The organism is Catenisphaera adipataccumulans (assembly GCF_014202755.1).
GTDB classification, from domain to species: domain Bacteria; phylum Bacillota_I; class Bacilli_A; order Erysipelotrichales; family Erysipelotrichaceae; genus Catenisphaera; species Catenisphaera adipataccumulans.
Map to the genome: position 1 here is coordinate 1 of NZ_JACHHK010000003.1, position 23,136 is coordinate 23,136.

At 47.6% G+C, this 23,136-nt stretch carries 22 protein-coding genes, 1 pseudogene and 1 riboswitch; of the genes and pseudogenes, 5 read left to right on the top strand and 18 right to left on the bottom strand.

All coding sequences use genetic code 11. The features are described 5' to 3' along the window. The coding region (locus HNQ47_RS10030; RefSeq protein WP_221248014.1) for a hypothetical protein at positions 1-230 on the top strand (230 nt) is incomplete at its 5' end. A 40-nt stretch (positions 231-270) separates the two neighbouring features. On the opposite strand, the gene HNQ47_RS04025 is transcribed toward HNQ47_RS10030, so the two are convergent. From HNQ47_RS04025 to pheS, 8 genes are all read right to left on the bottom strand, one after another. Further along, positions 271-1,548, bottom strand: a complete 1,278-nt coding sequence (locus tag HNQ47_RS04025; protein WP_183327805.1) for an O-acetylhomoserine aminocarboxypropyltransferase/cysteine synthase family protein — start codon at positions 1,546-1,548, stop codon at positions 271-273. A gap of 48 nt (positions 1,549-1,596) precedes the next feature. Next, a complete protein-coding gene (ppk1, locus tag HNQ47_RS04030) occupies positions 1,597-3,714 on the bottom strand; it encodes a polyphosphate kinase 1 (protein WP_183327806.1) in 2,118 nt (705 codons plus the stop codon). An 11-nt stretch (positions 3,715-3,725) separates the two neighbouring features. Then, positions 3,726-4,640 (bottom strand): Ppx/GppA phosphatase family protein, encoded by a 915-nt coding sequence (locus tag HNQ47_RS04035; RefSeq protein WP_183327808.1) that lies wholly within the window; start codon positions 4,638-4,640, stop codon positions 3,726-3,728. 169 nt (positions 4,641-4,809) lie between these two features. Beyond that, entirely contained in the window at positions 4,810-5,727 is a 918-nt protein-coding gene (locus HNQ47_RS04040; protein WP_246346054.1) for a glycyl-radical enzyme activating protein, read from the bottom strand. Further along, positions 5,714-8,062: a glycyl radical protein gene (locus tag HNQ47_RS04045; protein ID WP_183327811.1), complete on the bottom strand. Its 2,349-nt coding sequence runs from the start codon at positions 8,060-8,062 to the stop codon at positions 5,714-5,716. Before HNQ47_RS04045 ends, HNQ47_RS04040 begins: the two co-directional genes overlap by 14 nt. An 84-nt stretch (positions 8,063-8,146) precedes the next feature. Beyond that, positions 8,147-9,625, bottom strand: coding sequence for a glycerol kinase GlpK (gene glpK / locus HNQ47_RS04050; RefSeq protein WP_183327813.1), 1,479 nt, complete (start codon positions 9,623-9,625; stop codon positions 8,147-8,149). A 71-nt stretch (positions 9,626-9,696) separates the two neighbouring features. Further along, positions 9,697-12,099 carry a phenylalanine--tRNA ligase subunit beta gene (pheT, locus tag HNQ47_RS04055; protein ID WP_183327815.1) on the bottom strand — a complete coding sequence of 801 codons (2,403 nt, stop codon included), beginning with the start codon at positions 12,097-12,099 and terminating at the stop codon, positions 9,697-9,699. Between the two features lie 12 nt (positions 12,100-12,111). Beyond that, entirely contained in the window at positions 12,112-13,146 is a 1,035-nt protein-coding gene (gene pheS / locus HNQ47_RS04060) for a phenylalanine--tRNA ligase subunit alpha (RefSeq protein ID WP_183327817.1), read from the bottom strand. Positions 13,147-13,440: 294 nt separating this feature from the next. Here pheS and HNQ47_RS04065 point away from each other — a divergent pair, with 294 nt between their 5' ends. After that, positions 13,441-14,175, top strand: coding sequence for a TrmH family RNA methyltransferase (locus tag HNQ47_RS04065; protein WP_183327819.1), 735 nt, complete (start codon positions 13,441-13,443; stop codon positions 14,173-14,175). Positions 14,176-14,218: 43 nt separating this feature from the next. Here HNQ47_RS04065 and HNQ47_RS04070 read toward each other — a convergent pair whose 3' ends face one another. The 9 genes from HNQ47_RS04070 to HNQ47_RS04110 all read right to left on the bottom strand — a co-directional run bounded on the left by HNQ47_RS04070 (position 14,219) and on the right by HNQ47_RS04110 (position 21,518). Then, the gene (locus HNQ47_RS04070; protein WP_281378173.1) at positions 14,219-14,524 is read right to left on the bottom strand and encodes an Ig-like domain-containing protein; all 306 of its coding nucleotides are present in this window, start codon (positions 14,522-14,524) and stop codon (positions 14,219-14,221) included. 128 nt (positions 14,525-14,652) lie between these two features. Continuing rightward, complete coding sequence (locus tag HNQ47_RS04075; protein ID WP_183327823.1) at positions 14,653-15,396, bottom strand: amino acid ABC transporter ATP-binding protein; 744 nt, start codon at positions 15,394-15,396, stop codon at positions 14,653-14,655. 5 nt (positions 15,397-15,401) lie between these two features. After that, positions 15,402-16,127 (bottom strand): amino acid ABC transporter permease, encoded by a 726-nt coding sequence (locus tag HNQ47_RS04080; protein ID WP_183327825.1) that lies wholly within the window; start codon positions 16,125-16,127, stop codon positions 15,402-15,404. Positions 16,128-16,158: 31 nt separating this feature from the next. Then, positions 16,159-17,001 carry a transporter substrate-binding domain-containing protein gene (locus HNQ47_RS04085; protein WP_183327827.1) on the bottom strand — a complete coding sequence of 281 codons (843 nt, stop codon included), beginning with the start codon at positions 16,999-17,001 and terminating at the stop codon, positions 16,159-16,161. Positions 17,002-17,065: 64 nt separating this feature from the next. Further along, a riboswitch (Lysine riboswitch) is annotated at positions 17,066-17,233 on the bottom strand. A gap of 48 nt (positions 17,234-17,281) precedes the next feature. Beyond that, positions 17,282-18,061 carry an HAD hydrolase family protein gene (locus HNQ47_RS04090; RefSeq protein WP_183327829.1) on the bottom strand — a complete coding sequence of 260 codons (780 nt, stop codon included), beginning with the start codon at positions 18,059-18,061 and terminating at the stop codon, positions 17,282-17,284. After that, positions 18,048-19,037, bottom strand: a complete 990-nt coding sequence (locus HNQ47_RS04095) for a Gfo/Idh/MocA family protein (RefSeq protein ID WP_183327831.1) — start codon at positions 19,035-19,037, stop codon at positions 18,048-18,050. Before HNQ47_RS04095 ends, HNQ47_RS04090 begins: the two co-directional genes overlap by 14 nt. Further along, a complete protein-coding gene (rpiA, locus tag HNQ47_RS04100) occupies positions 19,027-19,713 on the bottom strand; it encodes a ribose 5-phosphate isomerase A (RefSeq protein WP_183327833.1) in 687 nt (228 codons plus the stop codon). The genes HNQ47_RS04095 and rpiA overlap by 11 nt, the downstream gene beginning before the upstream one ends. Then, complete coding sequence (pfkB, locus tag HNQ47_RS04105) at positions 19,710-20,612, bottom strand: 1-phosphofructokinase (RefSeq protein WP_183327835.1); 903 nt, start codon at positions 20,610-20,612, stop codon at positions 19,710-19,712. The genes rpiA and pfkB overlap by 4 nt, the downstream gene beginning before the upstream one ends. A 66-nt stretch (positions 20,613-20,678) precedes the next feature. Next, positions 20,679-21,518, bottom strand: coding sequence for a MurR/RpiR family transcriptional regulator (locus HNQ47_RS04110; protein ID WP_183327837.1), 840 nt, complete (start codon positions 21,516-21,518; stop codon positions 20,679-20,681). Positions 21,519-21,701: 183 nt separating this feature from the next. Between HNQ47_RS04110 and HNQ47_RS04115 the strand changes: the two genes are divergently transcribed. The 3 genes and pseudogenes from HNQ47_RS04115 to HNQ47_RS04120 all read left to right on the top strand — a co-directional run bounded on the left by HNQ47_RS04115 (position 21,702) and on the right by HNQ47_RS04120 (position 22,803). Beyond that, complete coding sequence (locus HNQ47_RS04115; protein WP_183327839.1) at positions 21,702-22,334, top strand: transposase family protein; 633 nt, start codon at positions 21,702-21,704, stop codon at positions 22,332-22,334. After that, a pseudogene (locus HNQ47_RS10160) lies at positions 22,283-22,411 on the top strand (hypothetical protein); the annotation flags it as partial. The gene HNQ47_RS04115 and the pseudogene HNQ47_RS10160, both read left to right, overlap by 52 nt. A gap of 17 nt (positions 22,412-22,428) precedes the next feature. Then, positions 22,429-22,803: a DesA/ISL3 alpha bundle tail domain-containing protein gene (locus HNQ47_RS04120; protein ID WP_183327840.1), complete on the top strand. Its 375-nt coding sequence runs from the start codon at positions 22,429-22,431 to the stop codon at positions 22,801-22,803. Here the strand turns inward: HNQ47_RS04120 and HNQ47_RS04125 are convergent. Further along, a complete protein-coding gene (locus tag HNQ47_RS04125; protein WP_183327853.1) occupies positions 22,782-23,051 on the bottom strand; it encodes a type I phosphomannose isomerase catalytic subunit in 270 nt (89 codons plus the stop codon). The two genes, HNQ47_RS04120 and HNQ47_RS04125, sit on opposite strands and share 22 nt — an antisense overlap. Positions 23,052-23,136 lie beyond the last annotated feature (85 nt).

Here is a 23,136-nt window from a genome sequence, read left to right on the forward strand (position 1 = left end):
GTATTAGGCATGCCGCCAGCGTTCATCCTGAGCCAGGATCAAACTCTCCATTTGATTTAGCTCCAGATGTCTCTGACATCTTTCTTTCTTTTTTTAAAAACAGAATTGACGTTTTTGGTTTGTATATCTATTCGGTTTTCAAAGATCGTTCCGCGCCCTCTTGCGAGCGCTCATTTATATTATCAAACTCTTCCCCTTCAGTCAACTACTTTTTTGAAAAAATTCATTGACCATAGAAAAAGCCGATACCTTATAGGCATCGGCTTCCTATTAATCCAAACTTTTTAAAGCTTGTTCCAGATCTTCGATGATATCATCTGCGTTCTCAATTCCAACAGATAATCGGATCAGATCCGGTGCAACGCCGGCCCGGATCAATTCTTCATCCGAAAGCTGACGGTGCGTCGAATTGGCCGGATGCAGAATGCACGTATGCGCATCTGCCACATGGGTCGCAATGATGGCGACCTGCAGCTGGCTCATGAATTTCTCCGCTGCAGCACGTCCCCCTTTGACACCAAATGAAATGACGCCGCAGGTTCCGTTCGGCAAATATTTTTTGGCCCGTTCATAATATTTGTTGCCTTTCAGACCTGGATAATTGACCCAAGCTACATGCGGATCCTTTGCCAAAAATTCTGCAACTTTCTGTGCATTCTGCACATGACGTTCCATCCGGACCGCCAGCGATTCCAATCCTAAATTTAAATAGAATGCATTCTGCGGCGATTGGATCGCACCAAGATCCCGCATCAGCTGAGCAGTAGCTTTCGTAATATAAGCCCCGCCTTGGCCGAACTTTTCCGCATAGGTAATGCCATGATAAGATTCATCCGGCTGTGTCAGGCCTGGGAATTTATCCGCATGCGCCATCCAGTCAAAATGTCCTGAATCGACGATACAGCCGCCGACACCGACATCATGACCATCCATATATTTTGTGGTCGAATGAGTGACAATATCTGCGCCCCACTCAAATGGCCGGCAGTTGATCGGCGTCGCAAACGTATTATCGATGATCAGCGGAACACCGTGTGCATGCGCTGCTCCCGCAAATCGTTCAATATCAAAAACAACCAACGAAGGATTGGCAATCGTTTCACCGAAGACTGCTTTCGTATTCGGCTGAAAAGCTGCTTCTAATTCCTCATCGGAACAATCTGGATCCACAAACGTGAAATCAATTCCCATCCGTTTCATCGTCACATTGAACAGATTATATGTACCGCCGTAAATTGCGGTCGAAGCCACAACATGGTCACCCGCTCCGGCAATATTAAATACACTATAAAAGGAAGCTGCCTGCCCGCTTGCCGTCAGCATCGCTGCCGTTCCGCCTTCCAGCGCGGCGATCTTCGCAGCGACCATATCATTGGTCGGATTTTGAAGGCGGGTATAAAAATATCCTTCTTTTTCTAAATCAAACAGTTTCCCCATTTCTGCACTGGAATCATATTTAAATGTCGTACTTTGAATAATTGGGATCATACGCGGTTCACCGTTTTTTGGTGTATAACCGGCCTGCACACATTTTGTTTCTTTTCGCATAAAAAAGTCTCCTTATATGCTTATTTTAGCACAAAAGGAGACTTTCTTTTAATTTCTTCGAAAATGCGAAGCAATTGCCCGGAACACATGATGTTCCTTCGATTTTTTCGGATGCATTTCTTCAGCCAGACGCATACATTCATTCTGCGAATCCAGCGGTGCATCCATGGTTTCAATCGCCTTATATGTTCCGTCACTTTGCATCTGACGGGCCTTGATATTATCGCGCAGCTGCAGTTTGAAATACTCCAGCACACGTTTCTTCAACTTTTCATCATAGATCGGACAAGCGACTTCAACACGTTTTTCGGTATTTCGCGTCATGAAATCCGCACTGGAAATATACACTTTCATATCATCGTCATTACCGAAAGCATAGATCCGGGAATGTTCCAGATAGCGGCCGACAATTGAAATAATGTGCAAATTTTCGGCATAGCCCGGTACACCTGGCAAAATACAACAGATGCCTCGTACGACCATCCGGATCTCTACGCCGGCACTGCTGGCTTCCTGAATTTTATTGATCAAATCAACATCCGTGATGGAATTCATTTTCAGATAGATCTTTGCCTGTTGGCCGGAGCTGGCTTTTTCAATCTGCTCATCCATCATTTTCATGACAGCTTCTTTCAACTGAAACGGGGACACCAGTAAATGATCATACTGTCCTTCGAGATTGGACATCAGGAGGTTCCGGAAAAACGCCGTTCCGTCTGCACCGATATCCTCCCGTCCGGTGATATAGGAAATATCTGTATACTGCTTGCTGGTCTTCTCGTTGTAATTGCCCGTACCGATCTGTGTGATCGTGCGGATCTGTTTGCGGGTCTTAACCGTAAACTGCATCACTTTCGAGTGAACTTTCAGATCCTCAAACCCATATAAGATCTTGCAGCCGGCCTCTTCCAGGATCTGTGCTTCCTGAATATTGTGTTTTTCATCAAAGCGCGCCCGCAGTTCCATCAGGACGATTACTTCTTTACCATTTTCTGCAGCTTCGACCAACGCATTGACAATGCGGCTGTTTTTTGCCAGACGATAAATTGTGATCTTGATCGAGAGAACATTTTTATCATGTGCTGCTTCCATCAATAGATCTAGGAAAATATCAATGCTTTGATATGGATAAAACAGCAGTTCATCATGTTGAAGCAGCTGCGGGATCAGCGGCCGATCCAGATCCAAACTGCATTTTTTCTGCGGCTCAAATGGTTTATAAAGCAGCGGTTTGGTCAATACATTCGGCGCCTGATCGATCAGATCAAAAAAATAATCCATTTCCATTGGTGACTTCGAGCAGAATACCTGGTTTGGTTTTAAATTTAATTTTTCGCATAAGAATGCGGTCGTTTCATCATCCATCGTACGATAATACTCCAGACGGATCGGTGCCAGACGATCTCTTTTCTTCAAGATCTTCTTCATGTATTCACGATAATCTTCGTCCTCGTCAATTTCTTTTTCATTCAAATTGATATCGGCATTGCGTGTTACCCGGATGATCGACTTACTGACAATATTGTCCTCTGAGAAGATCCTTTCGACTTGATGGTAGATCACATGCTCCAGCAGAACATAATCACCTTGCGCCTCAGGCAGATAAATGATGCGGTCCAGGAAATCCGGTACCGGAATAATGCCGAACTGCATATCGTTTTTGCCTTCTTTTAAACGGACAATGATATACTGGGCTTTATTCATCAAATGCGGAAACGGATGACGATTATCGATGACCTGCGGCGAAAGCATCGAATAAATTTGGGTATCGAAATAATGCCGTACAAATTTCTGCTGTTTTTTAGTCAGCTGTTTATTCTCGATCCGTGCCATGTGCAATGAAACCAATGTCTCATTGATATTCTTCAGTACATCGTCTTTGACCGGACACAATTTATCGACTTGTTTAAAAATTGCGTTCAGCTGCTCCGCCGGCGTCATACCGCTGCGTTTGTCATGATTTTCTGGATCGACCAACGATAAGTCATACAGACTTCCGCATCGAACCATAAAAAACTCATCCAGATTGCTGGTGTAGATAGAAATAAATTTCAAGCGTTCCAATAAAGGGACCCGAGGGTCGGCGGCCTCCTCCAATACACGTTCATTGAACCGTAGCCATGACAACTCTCTGTTTTGTGTATAAGCATAAGGCTTTTCGGACATAGTTTCCTCCTTTAGGCAGATGTGTATAAATCACCCAGCACCCGTCCCTGCAAATATCCTTCACGGACTCCGTAATTGGAAATCTGCACGTTTTTGGCGTGAATGATCTGAGCGATCGTATCGATGATGACGAGTCCCGGCATCATCGTATGAACACGATCGGCTTTGACTTTCAGGAACAGACGCATGACATCTTTGGTGTCCATACTTAAAAGTTCTTTCACCAACGCATGCAGAACATCCGCGTTCAGCTCATAAGATTTTTCATCGAGCATCTTCAGACGGACCAACAACAGCCGGATGGCCCGCATACTGCCGCCGGTGACGACTAAGTTGTCACTGAAAACTTTTTCCGGGATATTTTCTTTGAATTCGTCTTTCACTTTGCTGCGCATTGCGTCCATTTCTTTCTTAGTCGGAATCAACTGATTGACATAATTATTGAATAAATTTAAAGAACCGACGGGAATGCTCGCTAAAAATTTCATATTTTCTTTATTAAAAGTCAAAATTTCCGTGCTGCCGCCGCCCGTATCGATATACACACCGGTTTCAAAATCGAGCGCCGTCATGGCACCGTGGAAGGACAATTCACCTTCCTCTGATCCCGTCAGCATATTGATACGCATCCGGCATACGGAAAAGACTTGGCTGAGCACATCATCTGTATTGTCAATGTTCCGAAGCGATGCGGTCGCAAAGGCAGAATAGCCGTCGATGTTCAGTACCCGCATCAATTCTTTAAAACCGCTCAAACAATCGATCAAGGCATGAATGCCTTCTTCGGTCAGTTTTTTCTTTTTAACATAAGCAGCCAGACCGACAGATTCTTTACGAGAAAGCAGAACATGAAAATTTTCGCCCTCAATACGATAAATGTTCAATCGGACCGTATTGGACCCGATATCAATGATTCCATACAACATTTGAATTCTCTCCTTTGTATTCTTCTTTACTTCTTAGTATATCATCATATTGAGGGAATTGGCTCTCTTCAATCCTGATTCCTTTTTTTAGTATAGCGAGAAATCCTCGCTACATTTGTTAAGTTTCTGTAAAAAAAACCAATTCGGTCTAAAAAAGGCCCCGAAAGGCCTAAGAAATAACGATATTTTTGATTCCTGCATTCACCGCAATCTGACGAAAATGTTCCATCTTTTCCGCACTGTACATTTTTGGATTATCATCAAAACAATACTCCATATCCAGATAGGAATATTTTGATGCGGCCAGCGGATTATAATTCAGCAGTTCATAGTGCACTTCCGGATCAATGGCAGCCAGAAAAGATGCAATGCCTCGGATATTTTCATCTGTCGCAGTCATTTCAGGGATCAGCGGGGTCCGCACGACCACATGTTCTCTTTTTTCACTGTTCAGTAAATACCGGAGATTCGCTAATATTTGATCATTGTGTACATGCGTATAAGCAAAATGTTCGTTGTCTTCGTAAACTTTGCAGTCACAGTACACTTCATCCAAATACGGCAGGACGAGATCCAACGTCTGCCGATCTGCATACAGACTGGTTTCAATGCACGTATGTATCCCTTCTTTTTGACATTGTTTCAGCACTTCGGCAACAAACGGTGCCTGCAGCAGCGGCTCTCCGCCGCTGAATGTCACGCCGCCGCCGTATGCAAAGAACGGCTGATCTTTCCGAATTTCTGCCATCAGTTCATCCACCGTATAATATGTGCTGTCCATCCGCAAAGCGCGTGACGGACAGGCATCGGTAACTTGTTTCCAATTTTCCGGCTGACTGCGATGCACCTGGATCTGACCGGCCGTCATCGTGATCCCGTTATTCCGGCATGCCTGCATGCAGCTGCCGCAGTGGATGCAGTTTTTCTCCATATAAAGAACCTGCGGTACGGCATTCAGTCCTTCCGGATTCTGGCACCATGCACAGCGAAGCGGGCATCCTTTCATGAATACGGTCGTACGGATCCCGCTGCCGTCATGGGTCGCAAACCGCTTGCAGTCGAAAACCAGTCCTCTAGATGGCATCATAAGTCGTCCGGGCGATGATCTCATCCTGCAGATCACCTGCCAACTCTGTAAAATAAGCGGTATAACCGGCAACCCGTACCGTTAGTGAGCGGTATTGTTCCGGGTGCTTTTTTGCATCCAGCAGATTCTCCCGGCTGACAACATTGAACTGAATATGCGGGATCTTCAAGTCCACGAACGTGCGCAGGAAGTTACAGAATTTGGTGATGCCAGCTTCTGTTTTAAAGAAATCCGGTAAAAATTTCATATTCAGCAAGCCGCCGTTGGTCGTGCATTCGCACGGAATGCGGGAGACCGATTTCAAAACTGCGGTCGGTCCTTTGACATCGCGGCCATATACGGCCGATAAACCGCCGTCCGCCAATGGTTCCTGCGACAGCCGGCCGTCCGGCGTAGCGCCGACATTTTGTCCCATCGGTACGTGGGCACTGACAGTGTACATGCCTGTATGGTACGGGCCGCCGCGGTAATTTGTATACTTGCGCAGCTCATTGCGGAAGAAGGTGGCCCATTTTACGCCTAATTCATCGACCCATTCCACATCGTTTCCATATTTTGGCACACGGTTCAGCAGCATTTGCCGCATCACTTCATCATGTTCGAAATTTTCCTGCAGCGCTTTTTCCAGCTGCGCCGGTGTAAATCGTTTTTCATCATAAATGATCTGCTTGATTGCCGCCAGACTGTCAGCCAGATTCGCGACCTGGATCATCTGGATCCCGGAAAGGTTGTAGTGTGCACCGCCGCGTGTGACATCCAGTCCCTTTTCCATACAATCATCGATGACGGCCGACAAAAACGGAGTCGGCAGAATATCCATATGAGCCTGTTCGACCGCTTCACAGCACGGGATCATCTTCTGAATAAAGTATTCCGTCATTTTCTGATAAGCGGCTTCCAGATCTTCGAAGGTTTCATATGTGCTCAAGGCGCCGTAGTCCGGTCCCATTTGTTTGCCGGTGATCAAGCAGCGGCCATGATTCAAAGTCAGTTCTAGCACTTTATTCATATTGAACATTGCCGCATCCGACCAGCCTAAATTGTTGCCCTGGGTCGTCAGCTCAACACAGCCGACGATGGCATAGTTCATCGCATCTTTCTTAGAAATTCCCAACTCCTGCATCGGTTTGATGATGGCTTCATCGTTGAAGAACTGCGGCATGCCGCTGCCCTTGGAAACGACACGCACCGCATGACGAAGCAGCGCGTCATTGGTGTGCTTATGCAGCCGTACGGATAAATTCGGCTGCGGCAGGCCAAGGTCTTCCTGTGCATTCAGAAATAAATGACTTAACTCATTTGAGAAATCATTGCCGTTTTCATCGACCCCGCCTAACGCAATATTGAATCCGATCGGGAACCCGGCAAAATATTTTGCGCTGTTTTTATTGCGCAGATAGACGATCTCATTGAATTTCAGCCACAAACATTCAATGATTTCCTGTGCTTCGTCTTCCGTCAGCCGTAACGAATCGATATCGTTTCGATAATATGGATATAAGATTTCATCCAGCCGGCCTGGTGAAAAACTGGATGCATTGCTTTCCATATGCAGCACCACAAACAAAAACCACATGGATTGTACCGCTTCATGGAACGTTTCTGCCGGGCGTTCACTCAGATTTTTGCAGATCTCGGCAACATGATGCATGGTCTTTTGATCTTCCGCCGAAGCAGACTTTGCCTGCTCGATCAATAAATCATGATATCGCATCATAAAGGCCTGTACGCCCTGCATCACTAAGATCACACATGAATAGAACTCTTTTTGTTCCGGCGTACAATCTTTCATTTTTTCCTGTGCCTGGGCAATGTATCCGGCCGGACCGGTTGCCAGCCATTCTTTGACATTCGGACAGATGTGTCCCTGGGCATGGTCTGTCTGGTTGATCTTGACCACTTTGGAGATCGCGGAAATCTCATCGCCGGCCCGCTCTTTCAGAACATCCTCAAGGCTTCTGCCTTTCCAATAAGGAACGATTTCGCTGCGGAAGGTTTCAATATCTTCCTGACGGACACGAAACTTATCCTGCGGACGCGTCGGGATCGTTTCAAACTCCCGGTCGACCCATGAAATCCCGCTTTCCGGAAAAACCACACCATACCGAACACCTTTGGTCCGGTTGCCGACGATCAATTCCTGGTCCTGAACGCCGATCTCCAACTGCGTCAAGGCGTTGTAAAGCGCTTTTGCGCGTTTGACTTGGATGGAATCCTTTTCATTTTCCTGATACGTTTTCGTAATGATCAATGCCTGTTCGATGCTGACATAGCGCGGCTGTGCCAACATCGTATCTTTTAAAGATTGAATGCGTGCCTTTTGTTTCTTATTCATACGGAATTCTCCTTTTCTACGAAGATTATATCAGATTTTTGCCGATTGTAAATCGTTTTGTTTATTATTTTTTATTATTTTTTATTATTCTTGCATACAACGACGAACAGCTCGCTGCCATCCTGCATAATATGCATCCATCTGTTCCTGCGGCGCTTTCGGTACAAAGACACGGTCGGATTCAATGATAAAATCTTCTATGTGCCAATAATCCACGGCCATACCGGCTAAGAAGGCAGCTCCCAGCGACGTGAGTTCCTGAATTTTGTAACGCTCTACTTCACATCGCAGCAAGTCGCTCAAGAATTGGAGCAAGAAGTTATTTGCGCTGGCCCCGCCGTCTACTTTTAGATTCTTGATCGGAATGCCGCTGTCCTTGACCATGGCATCTAAGACATCCTTGCTTTGATAGGCCATCGATTCCAAAGCGGCCCGTACGATGTGCTTTTTGTTTGCGCCCAATGTCAGTCCGCTGATCTCCGCTTTGCATGTATCATTCCAGTACGGCGCTCCCAGTCCCACGAAGGCCGGGACAAAATAAACACCCGCGGTATCTTCTACATCGTTGGCCCATTGTTCTGTGATCTTGGTCGATTCATACAATCCGAGCTGGTCACGCAGCCATTTCATCGTACTGCCGGAAACGAAAATACTGCCTTCCAGGGCATAATAGAGACGATCCCCCAGTTTCCAGGCAATCGTACTGAGCAAACCGGACTTGGAATCGACGATGTCCTGTCCTGTGTTCATCAACATAAATCCGCCGGTCCCAAACGTATTTTTCACCATACCTTCCACAAAACAGCCTTGGCCGAACAATGCCGCCTGCTGATCGCCGACAACAGCACCGATCGGAATCGAACGACCATCCAGTAAATCCGGATCGGTCATCGTGTACACTTCAGAAGTCGCTTTGACCTCCGGCAGCAGCATGGCCGGAATATTGAACGTCTTCAGCAGTTCATCGTCCCACTGACAAGCATGGATATTATAAAGTAACGTGCGGGAAGCATTGCTGACATCTGTAATATGCGTTTTGCCGCCGCTTAATTTCCAGACCAGCCACGTATCGATCGTACCAAATAACAAGTCGCCGTTTTCCGCGCGCTGCCGGGCGCCTTCGACATGATCGAGCAGCCAGCTGATTTTTGAAGCGGAAAAATACGGATCCACGCGCAGTCCGGTTTTCTTGTGCACCATATCATTGTATGATGCCCAGCTGCGGCAGACGTCTGTAGTCTGTTTTGACTGCCATACCAATGCATGATAAATTGGTTTTCCAGTTTTCTTATCCCAAATGACGCTGGTTTCCCGCTGATTGCTGATGCCGATGGCAGCGACCTGTGATGGTTTGACATCACATTTTGCCAAGACTTCGTGAATGACTTTTACGGTCAAGTCCCATACTTCTTCTGCATCCTGTTCCACCCAGCCTGGATACGGATAGAACAGCGTGCCTTCTTGTTGGGCGATCCCAACGATCTGACAGCCATGATCAAAGAGCACCGCCCGTGTACTGGTCGTGCCTGAGTCAATGGCTAATACATATTGTTTTTGATTCATAAAACTACCTGCTTTCCTCTCCTTCCATTATAGCCAAAAAAAGGAAGAGGTTTCCCTCTTCCTTGCATTTTTTACTTCCGCAGTTCAATTTGGAATTTCTTTTCCAAAGCTGCTACGATCTGATCAAAGACATCATTGACTTCCTGATCTTTCAGCGTGCGGTTTTCCGCCTGGAACAAAATCGAAAGCGCAACCGATTTAACCGTCGGCGGCAGCGGTGCTTTCTCATAGACATCGAAAATTTCGACATCGCGAATGATGTTTTCCTTATTCAGCTTACCATTCTTGCGGATCTCACGAATGATATCCTCTGCCGGTACTGTCCGTTTGATCACAAACGAAATATCGCGTGAAACACTTTGATATTTAGAAACCGGTTTGAATTTGATCTTCGATTTCTTTACATCAAAGAGCGCATCAAAATCGATTTCTGCCATGATGACATCTTTCGTATCCGTCGTTTTCGCATATTTCGGATGGATCTGTCCAAGCAGGCCGACACATTTTTTGCCGACATGGATCTCCGCGCTGCGGTACGGATGAAAGTGTTCTGTATCTTTTTTATTCACTACATATGAAACCATCCGGGCATTGATGCCGATGCGGTCCAGCCATTCTTCCACGATGCCTTTGGCGGTGTAGAAATCAGCCGGTACATCATAATCCAGCCAGCGGGTCGACTGCAGACTGCCGCTCAGAACAAATGCCAGATGCGTGCATGCACCGCAGGTCGCGGAAACATCGCTCAGTTCAAACACATTGACATCCTTGATCGAATGCGCATGGTTATAAGCCACGACATCAAGCAGGCTCGGCAGGATGCTTGTGCGGATCCAGCGGCGCTCTTCACTGATCGGAATGGAAAGTTCGATCGGATCTTTGATGCCTAAGATCGCATTGTCCTTTTTTTCTGTGCTGACCAATGTATAGGTGATGCAGTCCTGCAGACCTTGGGCCGTGAAGATCTCACGCGTCTGACGGATCATGCGCTGTTTTGGATTCAGCTTTCCTTCGGTCATTTCCATCAGCGGCAGCGTGCTCGGCAGACGGTCATAGCCCAGCAGACGGATAACTTCTTCCGAAAGGTCCGCTTTGCCCTCGATGTCGGTACGATAACTTGGAATATGGCAGATGATCTGATCGCCATTGGCTTCCGGTTCAAAACGCAGACGTTTGAATACATCACAGACTTCCTCAAATGTAAAGTCTGTTCCCAATCGGCCGTTCAGATCGGCCAATGTGCAAGTCACTGTCTTCGGTCGATAACCATCGCTGCCGTATTCAACCGTTTCTTCGATTTCATCCGCATCGGCATACTCTTTCAGCAGTTGGACAGCACGATCCATCGCTTTCTGACAGGACAGCGGTTCGATACCTTTTTGATAGCGGATGCTTGCGTCTGTATTCAAGTTCAGCCGGCGGGAAGTGTTGCGGATGGCAACGTGATTGAAATTCGCGCATTCAATGATCAAGCCAGACGTCGTATCCAGGATCTTTGAGTCATCGCCGCCCATGATGCCGGCAATACCGATTGGTTTGCCCTGATTGGTGATGACGGCATCCTGCGGTTCCAAATGATAGGTCACACCGTCCAATGCCGTGTAGTCCGTATCAAAACCATCTTTGACCGTGATTTCCTGATCCTTGATGGCATCTTTATCATAGAAATGCATCGGGTGTCCGGTTTCCAGCATGACGATATTGGAAATATCGACCACATTGTTGATGGAATGCACCCCGCTGGCAGACAGGAGTTCTTTCATCCATTTCGGGCTTTCTTTAATGGTGATCTTACCGATCACTTTGCCCATAAAATGCGGGCAGATCTTCGTTTCGCTGGCAACGTGCAGCTGGGTCGGCTTGCCGCCGTCGGCCGCATGGGCATAATCCGGCAAAGTAACCGGACGATCCAGGATCGCACCCGTTTCGACTGCCATATTGAAGGCAGACATACAATCACTGCGGTTCGGCGTCAGGCTGATATCCAGCACTTCATCATCCAAGCCGAGATAACCCAGCGGATCATGGTCGCCGACAGGCGCATCAGCCGGCAGTTCCTCAATACCGGCTTTCTGCTCTTCGCTCAATGTGTGCGGATCGACACCCAGCTCCAACAAAGAGCAGATCATACCGTTGCTGGCTTCACCGCGAATGACGCCTTCTTTGATTTCACCGCCTGGCAGTTTTGCTCCCGGCAAGGCAACGATGACATTCTGTCCGGCTGCAACATTCGGCGCACCGCATACGATCGGCACGATTTCACTGCCGATATTCACTTTCGTGCAGTGCAGATGGTCGCTGTTCGGATGATCATAACATTCTTCAACATGACCGATCACCAAGTTGGTGCCTTGGCTTAATTTATATACATTCTCAACTTCAAAGCCGGCGGATGTGACCCGATCGGCAATTTCTTCGATTGACAGATCGGAAATATCCATATACTGCGATAACCATTTTCTTGAAATCAACATATCCTTCTCCTCCTATTCAAACCGTTTAAACGTTTCCTCAAAACGTTTATCATTCGTATAGAAATGACGGATATCATCGACTCCGTATTTCAGCATCGCGATACGTTCGATTCCTACGCCGAAGGCAAAACCGGAACATTTTTCCGGATCATAGCCAGCCATACGCAGGACATTCGGATGGACCTCGCCGGCACCCAGGATCTCGATCCAGCCGGTGCCTTTGCAGGTCGGGCAGCCTTTGCCGTTGCAGATATGACAGGTGACATCGACTTCCACGCTCGGCTCAGTGAACGGGAAGTAACTTGGCCGGAAACGGATCTGACGGTCCTGGCCGAACATTTTACGCGCTAAAAATTCCAATGTTCCTTTTAAATCCGCTAATGTGATGTGTCGATCGACGACCAATCCTTCCATCTGCATGAACTGATGGGAATGCGTGGCATCGTCATCATCCCGGCGGTATACTTTGCCTGGGCAGACAACTTTGATCGGCAGGTTCGGCGCAGCCTGCTCTAAAACTTTCATCTGGATGGCTGTTGTATGGGTCCGCAGCAGATTGTTTTCATCAATATACAAGCTGTCCTGCATCGCACGGGCCGGATGATCCTTCGGGATATTGGCACGTTCGAAACAATATTCATCATCAACAATATCGTTCCCTTCAATGACTTGATAGCCCAAGCCAATGAATAAGTCTTCCAGTTCCTGCGTGACGATATGCAGCGGATGCAGGTTGCCGGCGGTCTGACGGCGGCCGGGCAGCGTGATATCGATCTTTTCACGTTCGATCCGCATATTCATTTCGGATTCCGCCAACTCTTCTCGTTTTTCTTCGATCCGGGATGCCACGTGCTGTTTCAGCGCATTGACATCTTTACCGAACTGCGGTTTTTCTTCTTTCGACAAATTCTTCATGTTTTTCATCAAGTCCTGTACTTTGCCTTTTTTGCCTAAGTACTGGACCCGCAGCTGATTCAGATCGGATAGATCTTGTGCTTGCGCTATGCGTTCGGCTGCTTCTTTGCGTAAATCTTCAAAATTTGGCATGTGAATCTTCCTTTCCTACAAAAAAAAGACGTCGTAGGAACGAATGCTCGCGGTACCATCCTACTTCGTCTTTCAACGCACTTTCATCATGATAACCGTATGATACGGAAGAGGGTTAACTCTTGCTCCCAGGTGAATTCATCGGCTCTGCTTGTGCGGATGTCTCAGCTGCTGATCCGTTCTCTGTCCAAGGGTTTCCGATTACTCTGTCTGATCATCGTTTTAACACTTCGCATTATACAAAATGTCAATAGATTTTTCAACACTGTTCCGGAAATCTGATACAATGAATGCATGATCATTACATCTGTTCAAAATCAAAAGATCAAAATGCGGGCCAAACTGCATCTTCATAAAGAACGCCTCCGCCAACAATGTTTTGCGGTCGAAGGCCGTCATATGGTGGAAGAAGCAGATCAGGCAGGCTGTCTGCAGGAATTGTACATTGCAGAAGGCATCCCGAACGATTTTTCGATTGAACCGGTCTTCTGCAGTCCGGCGGTGATGAAAAAGCTTTCCCATCGACAGTCCGCTGCCGACATGATCGGCATTTGCCGCTTCCCGGTCCTTCATCCAAAAAACGAAAAAACTGTCGTTTTTCTCCAGGATGTACAGGATCCAGGCAATGTCGGCACCTTGATCCGCAGTGCTTATAGCTTCGGGATCGATGCCTTGTATTTATCTGCCGGCTGCGCCGATCCTTATAATCCGAAAACGCTGCAGGCATCCCAGGGAGCCATCTTCCATCTGCCCTGCATCGTATGTGATCTGCCTGCCGTCATGGCGCAGAAACAGCACAGTGGTATGACGCTCTATGCCACCGCGCTGCATCATCGTTCGCAGGCTTTACAGGCAATCAAGCCAAAGCACCCCTGCGGCATCGTGCTCGGGAATGAGGGCCAGGGGCTCCCGGATGAGCTGATCGAACAATGTGATGCGACGGTAAAAATCGAGATGACTGCTTTTGAAAGTCTGAATGTCGCTGTGGCTGGTTCATTGATGATGTATGAATTTCAATATAAGAAATAAAAAACAGACGATGAGAAATCGTCTGTTTATTGTCTTTGCGCGATCAACAGATCCAAGTTGGAGCGATCCGTTGAAGAGAAAGAAATCTTGCTTTGATCCGACTGCGTACCATGATACTGACATCTGTTGAGATATTTGTGTATTTGGAAGAAGCAGCTGTAATGGTACAAGTGCCGCTGCCGACGGCAGTGACCTTGCCTGCATCATCCACTTTCGCCACACTTTCATCGCTGCTTGACCAGATCAGTGTCGTATCATCGGCATCCGAAGGCGTCAATACCGTTTTTAATTTCTTTTTGTCGTTGGGTTTCATTTTTACCGTTTCCGGATAAATCGCAATGGACTCCAGCGGTTCTTATGAAGAACAGCCGGTGATCACCGTGCATGCCAAAACCATCCCGACAAGGATGCTAATCAATTTTTTCATACTCTCTCTCCGTTCTTTGGCCCATTGTATCATAAAATCGATAGCTTACGCTATCGATTGGCATAACGGGATAAAAATTGTTTGGTGCGTTCATGCTGCGGATGATCAAAGAGATCTTCCGGTGTTCCTTGTTCTGCAATGACACCCTGATCCATGAAGATCACCCGGTCGCTGACTTCTTTGGCAAACTGCATTTCATGAGTGACGACGGCCATGGTCATACCGTTGGCCGCCAGTTTTTTCATGACATCCAGCACATCACCGACCATTTCCGGATCCAAGGCACTGGTCGGTTCATCGAACAAGATCAGTTCCGGGTCCATGCACAACGTCCGCGCGATCGCAACGCGTTGTTTCTGACCGCCGGATAACCGACGGCTGTTGGCTTTGGCAAAATCCTGCATACCGACTTCCGTCAGATGTTTCATTGCCTTGGCTTTGGCTTCTTCTTTGGATTTCTTCAATACCTTGATCTGGCCGATCATGCAATTTTCGAGCACATTTAAATTGTTGAATAAATTGAAGCTCTGGAAGACCATACCGACTTTCGCACGATATGATGTAACCTGGATGCTGTCCGTCAAAATATTCTTGCCTTTAAAGATGATCTGACCGCCGTTGGGGATCTCCAATAAGTTGATGCAGCGCAGCAGCGTGCTCTTGCCCGAGCCGCTGGAACCGATCAACGTGGCCACTTCTCCTTTATGAATTTCAAAATCAATATCGTTGAGCACCCTCAGATCGCCGAAGCTTTTCTGCAGATGCTGTACCTGCAATAATGTTTCCACAAGCATACCTCCTAGACATTTGCCTTGATGCTTACCTGGTGATCATCCGACATATGCTTTTCGATCGCATTCAAAATAATGGATGCGATGGTCGTTAAGATCAGGTAGATGATGCAGGCGATCATATAGACTTCCAGGTAACGCATCGTACTGCCGGCGATGCTGGTCGTCTGGAAGAATAATTCCGTTACGGCGATCGCGTTCAACATACTACTATCCTTGATATTGACGATCAGCTGGTTGCCGATCGAAGGAAAACTGTTGCGGATGGCCTGCGGGAAGATGATGCTCATCATCGTCTGGGTATTGGTCATGCCCAACGATTTGGCCGCTTCGGTCTGACCGACATCAATTGATTGGATGCCGGAGCGGATGATCTCAGCCATATAAGCGCCGGTGTTGATCGAAATGATCACCATACCTGCCGTCAGGCTGGTCCAGCCGATGACCGGGCGAAGCAAATAATACAGGAATACGGCTTGTACCATCATTGGTGTGCCGCGGAAGATCCAGATATACAGACGGGTGATCAGATGACCAAGCCCTTTTAAGACCCGGACACCTTTGCCGTCCAACGGGTCCACGGACAAACCGCGGATCGCACCGATGATCAGTCCGATCACCAAGCCGACCAAGGTGCCGACAAAAGCCAGCGCCAAGGTCACCTTGATACCATACCAGAACATCGGCCACGATGTGGTGAAGGTCTGCCATGCAAAATTAAAATCAATGCTCATGTTTGATCGAGTCCTTTCGAAAAATAATCAATTAATCTTCATCGCTTGAAGTCGGTGCATTCTCCACCGCACTGCGCATGTATTCATTGCGCGTTTCCGTGCTGATGTTGTCCAAAGCCTTCTGCACCTTCTTAAAGTTTTTCGTCTTACGGGTGCCGTTTTTCAAGCCGATGGAAACGGATGTATCGGCATCAAAGCCCTGGCCTTCCGCAAAATGGACGATGGCCAGATCCGAGTTGGCACTGGCGATGCCTTCGGCTACCGGCAGTTCGGCCGTAATGCCGTCTGCATCACCGTTCTGCAAAGCAACGACAAGTTCTGGATACGTTGATTTCGGCGTTAAATGGTTGACACCGTCGATCTGATCGATGATCGTATCATAGTTGGTGTTCTTCTGACCGATGATATTCTTACCGGTAAACTGCTGGATGCTGGTATAACCGGCTTCTTCGCTGTTGGCACGGACGATCATGACCATTTCACTTTCATAATACGGTGTAGTAAAATCGATGCCTTTTTCACGCTTCTTATTTGCGGTCATACCAGCGATGATCGCATCAATTTCTCCGGATTCCAAGGCCGGCTGCAAGCCATCCCACGAAATCTTCTTGACTTTCAGCTTCTGACCGAGCGAATCGGCGATCTCCTGCGAGATCATGACATCATATCCGTCACAGTAGCCGGCACCGGAACCCAGGGATACGCTGGTGTCCGTCTTGTCGCTGGTCTGCCAGTTAAACGGCGCGTAGTTGCATTCCATGCCGACCACAAACGTGTCATCGTCATTGTCAGATGATCCCGATCCGGTCGAACCTGAACCGCAGCCAGTCAAAACTAAAGTCAAAGCAACTGCAGTAGCTAATAATTTTTTCATATAACCCTCCCGATCGGATGAAAAAAGAAAAAGCTACGCGGCATCGCATAGCTTTCTTTTAAAACTACAAGATAACCCCTCTTCAACTTGGAAGGAGTGTATTCGGTATTTCCGAATACCCCAGATGGGAGAACTGCCGTTTTCTCATCTTCGGCAATGGTTACCTTTCCCGACGTTCTCTGCCTGCCGACTCCGGCCGGTACTCTGATGCATTGCTACCTCTATCTTCATCCGATATCTATAAAAGAATTATAGCGTATCTATAAGTTGTGTCAAGGGTCTAAATCCAGCCAAATTTCCGGCAGGCGTTGAAAATTCCGTCATCCACATTGGCATCTGTGACATAATCCGCTTTGGCTTTCAGCTGATCCGTGCCGTTGCCCATCGCAATGGATGTCCATCGCGGATCGAACATGACCAGATCGTTGGTATCATCGCCGAACACCACAACATCTTCCGGACGGCCGTGCACCGTGTTGATCATGTCCAGGATCCCTTGATGCTTTTCATCGTATTGAAACATCAAGTACTCTGGCTGAAAGCGTAAGTGACCGAGCGTATCTTTCAACGTTAATGCGGCTTCTTCTTCAGCCGGAATGGAAATATACAATTTGTAGATCACATCCAGTTTGTCGTAATCTAAATCGGGATCAATGATATAGTTAGTTGGCTCTTTACGCGGTCCGCATTGTTCCCGGAATTTATCGTTGCGGCTGTACACATCGATCGAATCATCCAGCATCAGCAGCACACCGTAACCCAGCGCATCGGCTTGTTTGGCAATGGCTTTGGATTTCTCCAGATCCAGCGGAATGTTGCGGATCAGCTGATCATCCACGACCAGACCGCCGCCGCCGCAGCAGACCATATCATGCAGTCCGACTTCTTCCATGAACGGACGGGCTTTATAATGGGCGCGCCCGGTCGCCAGCGAAACAAAATGGCCGTTGGCCTGCAGCTGGTTCAGGGCTTCCTGAGCTGATGGAACGATCTTGCCGGTCGCTCGGTCGGTCAGCGTACCATCGATATCGAAAAATACATATTTTTTATTCGCCGTCATATTTCATTCCCCATTGATTGCGCACAGCAGTCAGGATCGCCATCACATCCCGGATGTTCTGCAAGTTTTCTTTGCCGTCATGTTCGGTCACATACTGCTCCATATCCTGCAGTTCATAGTCCAGCGCATATTGTGATTCACCGGCTTCAATGACTTCCGGTTTACCGGTATCGCTCCATTTGGAACTGGCTTTCGTCCGGGTGATGGTCGCCTGGCAGGCACGCGGGTATTCCATGACTTCAATATAGCCGTTCTCGCAGGCAACGATGCCGCGTTTCGGCTGCTTAGCGCGCAAGGTCAAGGAAATCACGGCCATTTCATCATCTTCGTTCTTCAACAAAATACCGCTGGTTTCGTCCACTCCGGTCGGTGCAAAGTCTGCCGTCGTGAGAATGACATTCGGTTTCGAAGACATAAAGTAACGCACAAAGCTGGTCGCATAAACACCGATATCCAACAAGGCGCCGCCGGCCAAAGATTTATTAAAGAAACGATTGTTCGGATCAAATTCCTTATTGCTGCCGAAATTGACCTGGATCATTTTCACTTTGCCCAGTTCTTGGGAGCGGATAATTTCTTTCAGCTTTTTAAACAACGGCATATGGAACAGCGTGACCCCGTCACTGATCACCAGTCCTTTTGCCTCCGCGATCGCAACACATTCTTCCAGCTGACGGGAATTCAAGGTGATTGCTTTCTCGCAGAAGACATGTTTGCCGGCTTCCAGAGCTTTTTTCATTACTGCATAATGCGCACTGTGCGGTGTTGCAATGTAGATGATGTCAATTTGATCATCAGCCACCATCGCATCGACATTCTCAAATACCTTTTTTACATCGTATTCTTGCGCATATTTACGGGCACTTTCTACATGTCCGCTGCACACACCGTAAATTGTCCGTCCGTTTCGTTTTAAGGCATCGCCCATTTCATGCGCGATCCATCCTGTACCAACGATCCCCCAATTATATAACATGTTCTTTTCCTCCTTGATCCATCCAAACGACTTCGTTCTCTTTTGCGATCATGACACCGTTGATCAAGCCGACCACCAGCGATGTATCGACAACTCCATAAATATGATTCAATTCCCAGTCCAGTGCGGAAATATCATCCGGCTGCGGGAACTGGACATCCAGGATCAGATTGCCATGATCACTGCGCAGAAAACCGTCTTTGTTTTTTGAACGACGCACTTCCGGCCGGCCGCCCAATTCCTTGACCCGGCGCAGGACGATCGAATACGCTTCCTGGATGACTTCCAGCACCACCGGATGACGGAAGGACAAGGTTTCGCTGACTTTTCCCGGATCGACCAAGACAATATACCGGTCGGCCATGGAAGCGATGATCTTTTCATCCGTATGGATCGCACCGCCGCTTTTCAGCGCATTATAGTCATAATCGACTTCATCACAGCCGTCAAACGCTGCATCGACATGATCGACCATCCATGTCGGCAGTACCTGAAGGCCGGCTTCTTTGCAGTGCCAAGCCGTGTTCATGCTCGGCGTTACCACTTGCACGTCAAGGCCGGATGATGCCAGATCATCGACTAAATAACTGACGGTCTGGCCGCCGCCCAAACCGATCACCGAATGATCCGGGATCAGGGTCAATGCTTTCTGTGCACAACGTTTTTTCGCACTCATGGCAGCATCCTCCAAACTTCCTGAATTTGATCATAGGTCGCCAGCCCGGAATGAAAGGCAGTTGCCGAACCGCAGGCCGTGCCCATTTTCTGTGCATATGCATAATCATGTGTTTTCAGATAACCAGCGATAAAACCAGCCACCATGGAATCTCCGGCACCCACCGAATTGACCACGGTGCCTTTGCCGACGCCCATCTTATGCACATTTTGTTTTTCATCCACGAGGATCGAACCATCACCAGCCATAGAAACCAGTACATTTCTTGCGCCCATGTGCTGCAGCTCTTTGGCATAATGAACGATTTCTGCATCGGAACTTAGTTGTTTATCAAACATCTGCCCAAGCTCTTCGGCATTGGGTTTGATCAAAAACGGATGATAATTTAATACTCTGAGCAGCAGGTCTTTTTCCGCATCGACCACGATATGGACACCGGCCGGCGTATTTTCCAAGATCTGATGATAAGCATCGGACCGCATCGAAGACGGGATATTGCCGGATAAGATCAGCCAGTCTCCTTCTGACAGCTGCTTTGCTTTTTCGATCAGCGACTGAAATTCAGTTTCTGTCACCTGCGGACCTTTGCCGTTGATTTCTGTTTCTTCATCGGATTTCATTTTGACATTGATCCGGGTCATGCCTTCCTGACATGTGATAAAATCCGTTCGGATCCCCAGTTCAGTCAACCCCCGATGGAGTTCCTGGCCGGTGAATCCTGCTGTAAATCCTAAGGCTGTGCTGCTGCATCCCAATTCATTTAAAATGCAGGAAACGTTGATGCCTTTGCCGCCGTAAAAGATATGCTCGGTCTTGGTACGATTGATGACACCGCTTCGGAAGTGATCGACCTGGATCACATAGTCCAAAGCTGGATTTAAAGTGACGGTATATATCATAGTTCCTCCTCTTCTCTTTCAGTCTATCACGTATGTTATTTTCGTCAATATTATATTCATGAAATTTTATTTCTTTTGATCTGCATAGATTTCTTCATTCGCACGGATCCGGTCATAACTGTCTTTTTCTGCCGAGACCAGAAACAAATATAAGATCTCGATCACGGTGCTGGCAGAAATACGGGAAAAATAAAATTCATTCAAAAACAATTTTTCACGGGTCGAAGTCTGAATGTGGTGATCCACACTTTTACCGACCGTTGAATGCAGATTGTTTGTGATGCCGATCGTCACAGCACCGCGATCATTCGCAATATTGACCATGTCGGCGACCTTGCTGGATTCCCCGCTGTTGGAGATCGCGATCAAGACGTCGCCTTTCTGCAGCGTATAGGTATAAGAAACTTGTGTTTCCCAGACCGATGAAGTAGAAGTCGGAATACCGATTTCATTGAATTTAAATGCGCAGTCCATCGCAACCGGGATCGTATTCCCGACTGCAGCCACATGCACCCGGCCGGCATGTTCGATAGCCTGCAGACATTGCACGAGCACATCGGCATCGATATTTTTGATGGTTGCGGTCAGTTCGGCAATTTTATTGTTTAAGATCGTCTGCAGGGATTCGGCCACATGGTCCTGTGAAATCTTCTCGGCCTCCAGAGGCACGGTCAGCTGGTCGGCTTCCGCTTTCGCTAAATTGATCTTTAAATGATGGAAACTATCCAATTCAAGCTTCCGGCAGAAACGGGAAATGCTGGCTTCACTGGTACCGCAGGCGGCAGCTAATTCCTTGATGGTCATATTAATAACATCCTGGGGATGATCCAGAATGTAGGAAGCAATTTTCTTTTCGGAATCAAAGAAAGAATCGTATCCAGCGTACAATTGATCGATAATTGACATATTGTTGCTCCTTTCAAGTCTATTATATTCCTTAAAAAGATAAAAAAATAATAGTCTTCTGCACTAAAGGTGGGGAGAAATTCTAACCTCTTAATCTGAAGACTGACATGCACGAAAACTATGAAAGCCATTGCTTTCTCTTTAAAATTGATAACGACCAAGAAATCAATAAAGGAGATTGCAATGGCTTCCGGAAGAAGTGTAATGGTGAAAGCCCTGAACATCAAGGGGATGCATGTCGATCAGGTTGAATATGTCGCGGGTGAATCCGTCATGTACGGTGAGAACTATCGGCGGGATCACATGGAGGTTCACGCAAGACCGTATAAGCGTATTCAGAGAAGATGCCCTGTGTGCGGCAAGAAGTGCTCACTGTATGATCATAAGACCTCTGAGAAGGTTACCTGGCGTGCAGACGCCTTGAATGGCGTACCACTACAGCCTGTCCGCATTGAATGTCCTGAGCACGGCGTATTGACCGAACACATCCCATGGACAGACGGACATTCACACTTCACTAAGGGGTTCAATGATGAGGCTGCCTTCCTGGCTTTGACATCTCCCAAGACCGTTGTCAGCCAGTTCATGGGAATCAACTGGCGTACGATTGGCAACTGTATCAAGGCAGCTCATGACCGCATTGAGCCTGATGTATCAGAATGTCTGCTTGGTCTGAAGAGGATCTGTGTCGATGAAACATCCTATCACAAAGGCCATAAGATATTACCGTCGTTTATAACATTGACCGCAACAGAGTGGCTTGGGTGCACGATGGTTTCGGCCAGGAGGTCTTTACACTGTTCTGTGAGGCTCTGACAGAGGAGGAACGGGATCAGATCGAAGTGGTCGCCGGAGACGGCGCCAGGTGGAGTGATTCCTGCACAGAAACTTATCTTAGTCGGGCCCGTAGATGCATAGATTTCTTTCATGTCGTGGGCCGGACAGAGTTAAGAACAGTGCCAGACGTGCGGCAGAAAACGAGTTCAGACGACTTGAGAATGAATTCAAAAAGGACGAGGAGGAAGCTGAGAAAGAACAGGAGGAGATCGAAAAGAAACTGAATGAAGCGTACAGCCAGCTGAAGGCTCGTGCGAATGAACTCAAGCACACAAAGTACGCACTGGGTATGAATCCGGAAAACCTATCCGACGGTCTGAAAGACAAGCTGAAGATTATTGAAATATCTCATCCCGATATCTATACAGCTTATCAGCTGAAAGAAGAACTCAGAGCGATTCTGCGCATGAAGAGCAGAGAACTCGCTCAGGCTGAACTTGATAAGTGAATCGGGAAATCACGGAAGCGGCGGCAGTGGGTACCCAGTACCTCCTGCCCTTCTTCGTCGATGTACTGCTGTAAAGTCTTACCGGCATAGGGACCGTTGACAATGGTGGAAGGTCCATCCGGATGACACGAAAGCATCCAGGCCTCCGCAAAAGGTGTCCTGTCATAGTCAATACCGTACTCGGTCCATAGGCGTTCGCCGCCCCAAAGATCGTCCTTACAGGCGGGTTTTAATTTTAATACAGTCATACTGTTCCTTCCTGGCGAAAAAATCTCTGCTTATCAAAATCACCCCGGCGGCGCCGAGGTGATGCGATTTATCTGCTTTCAGATA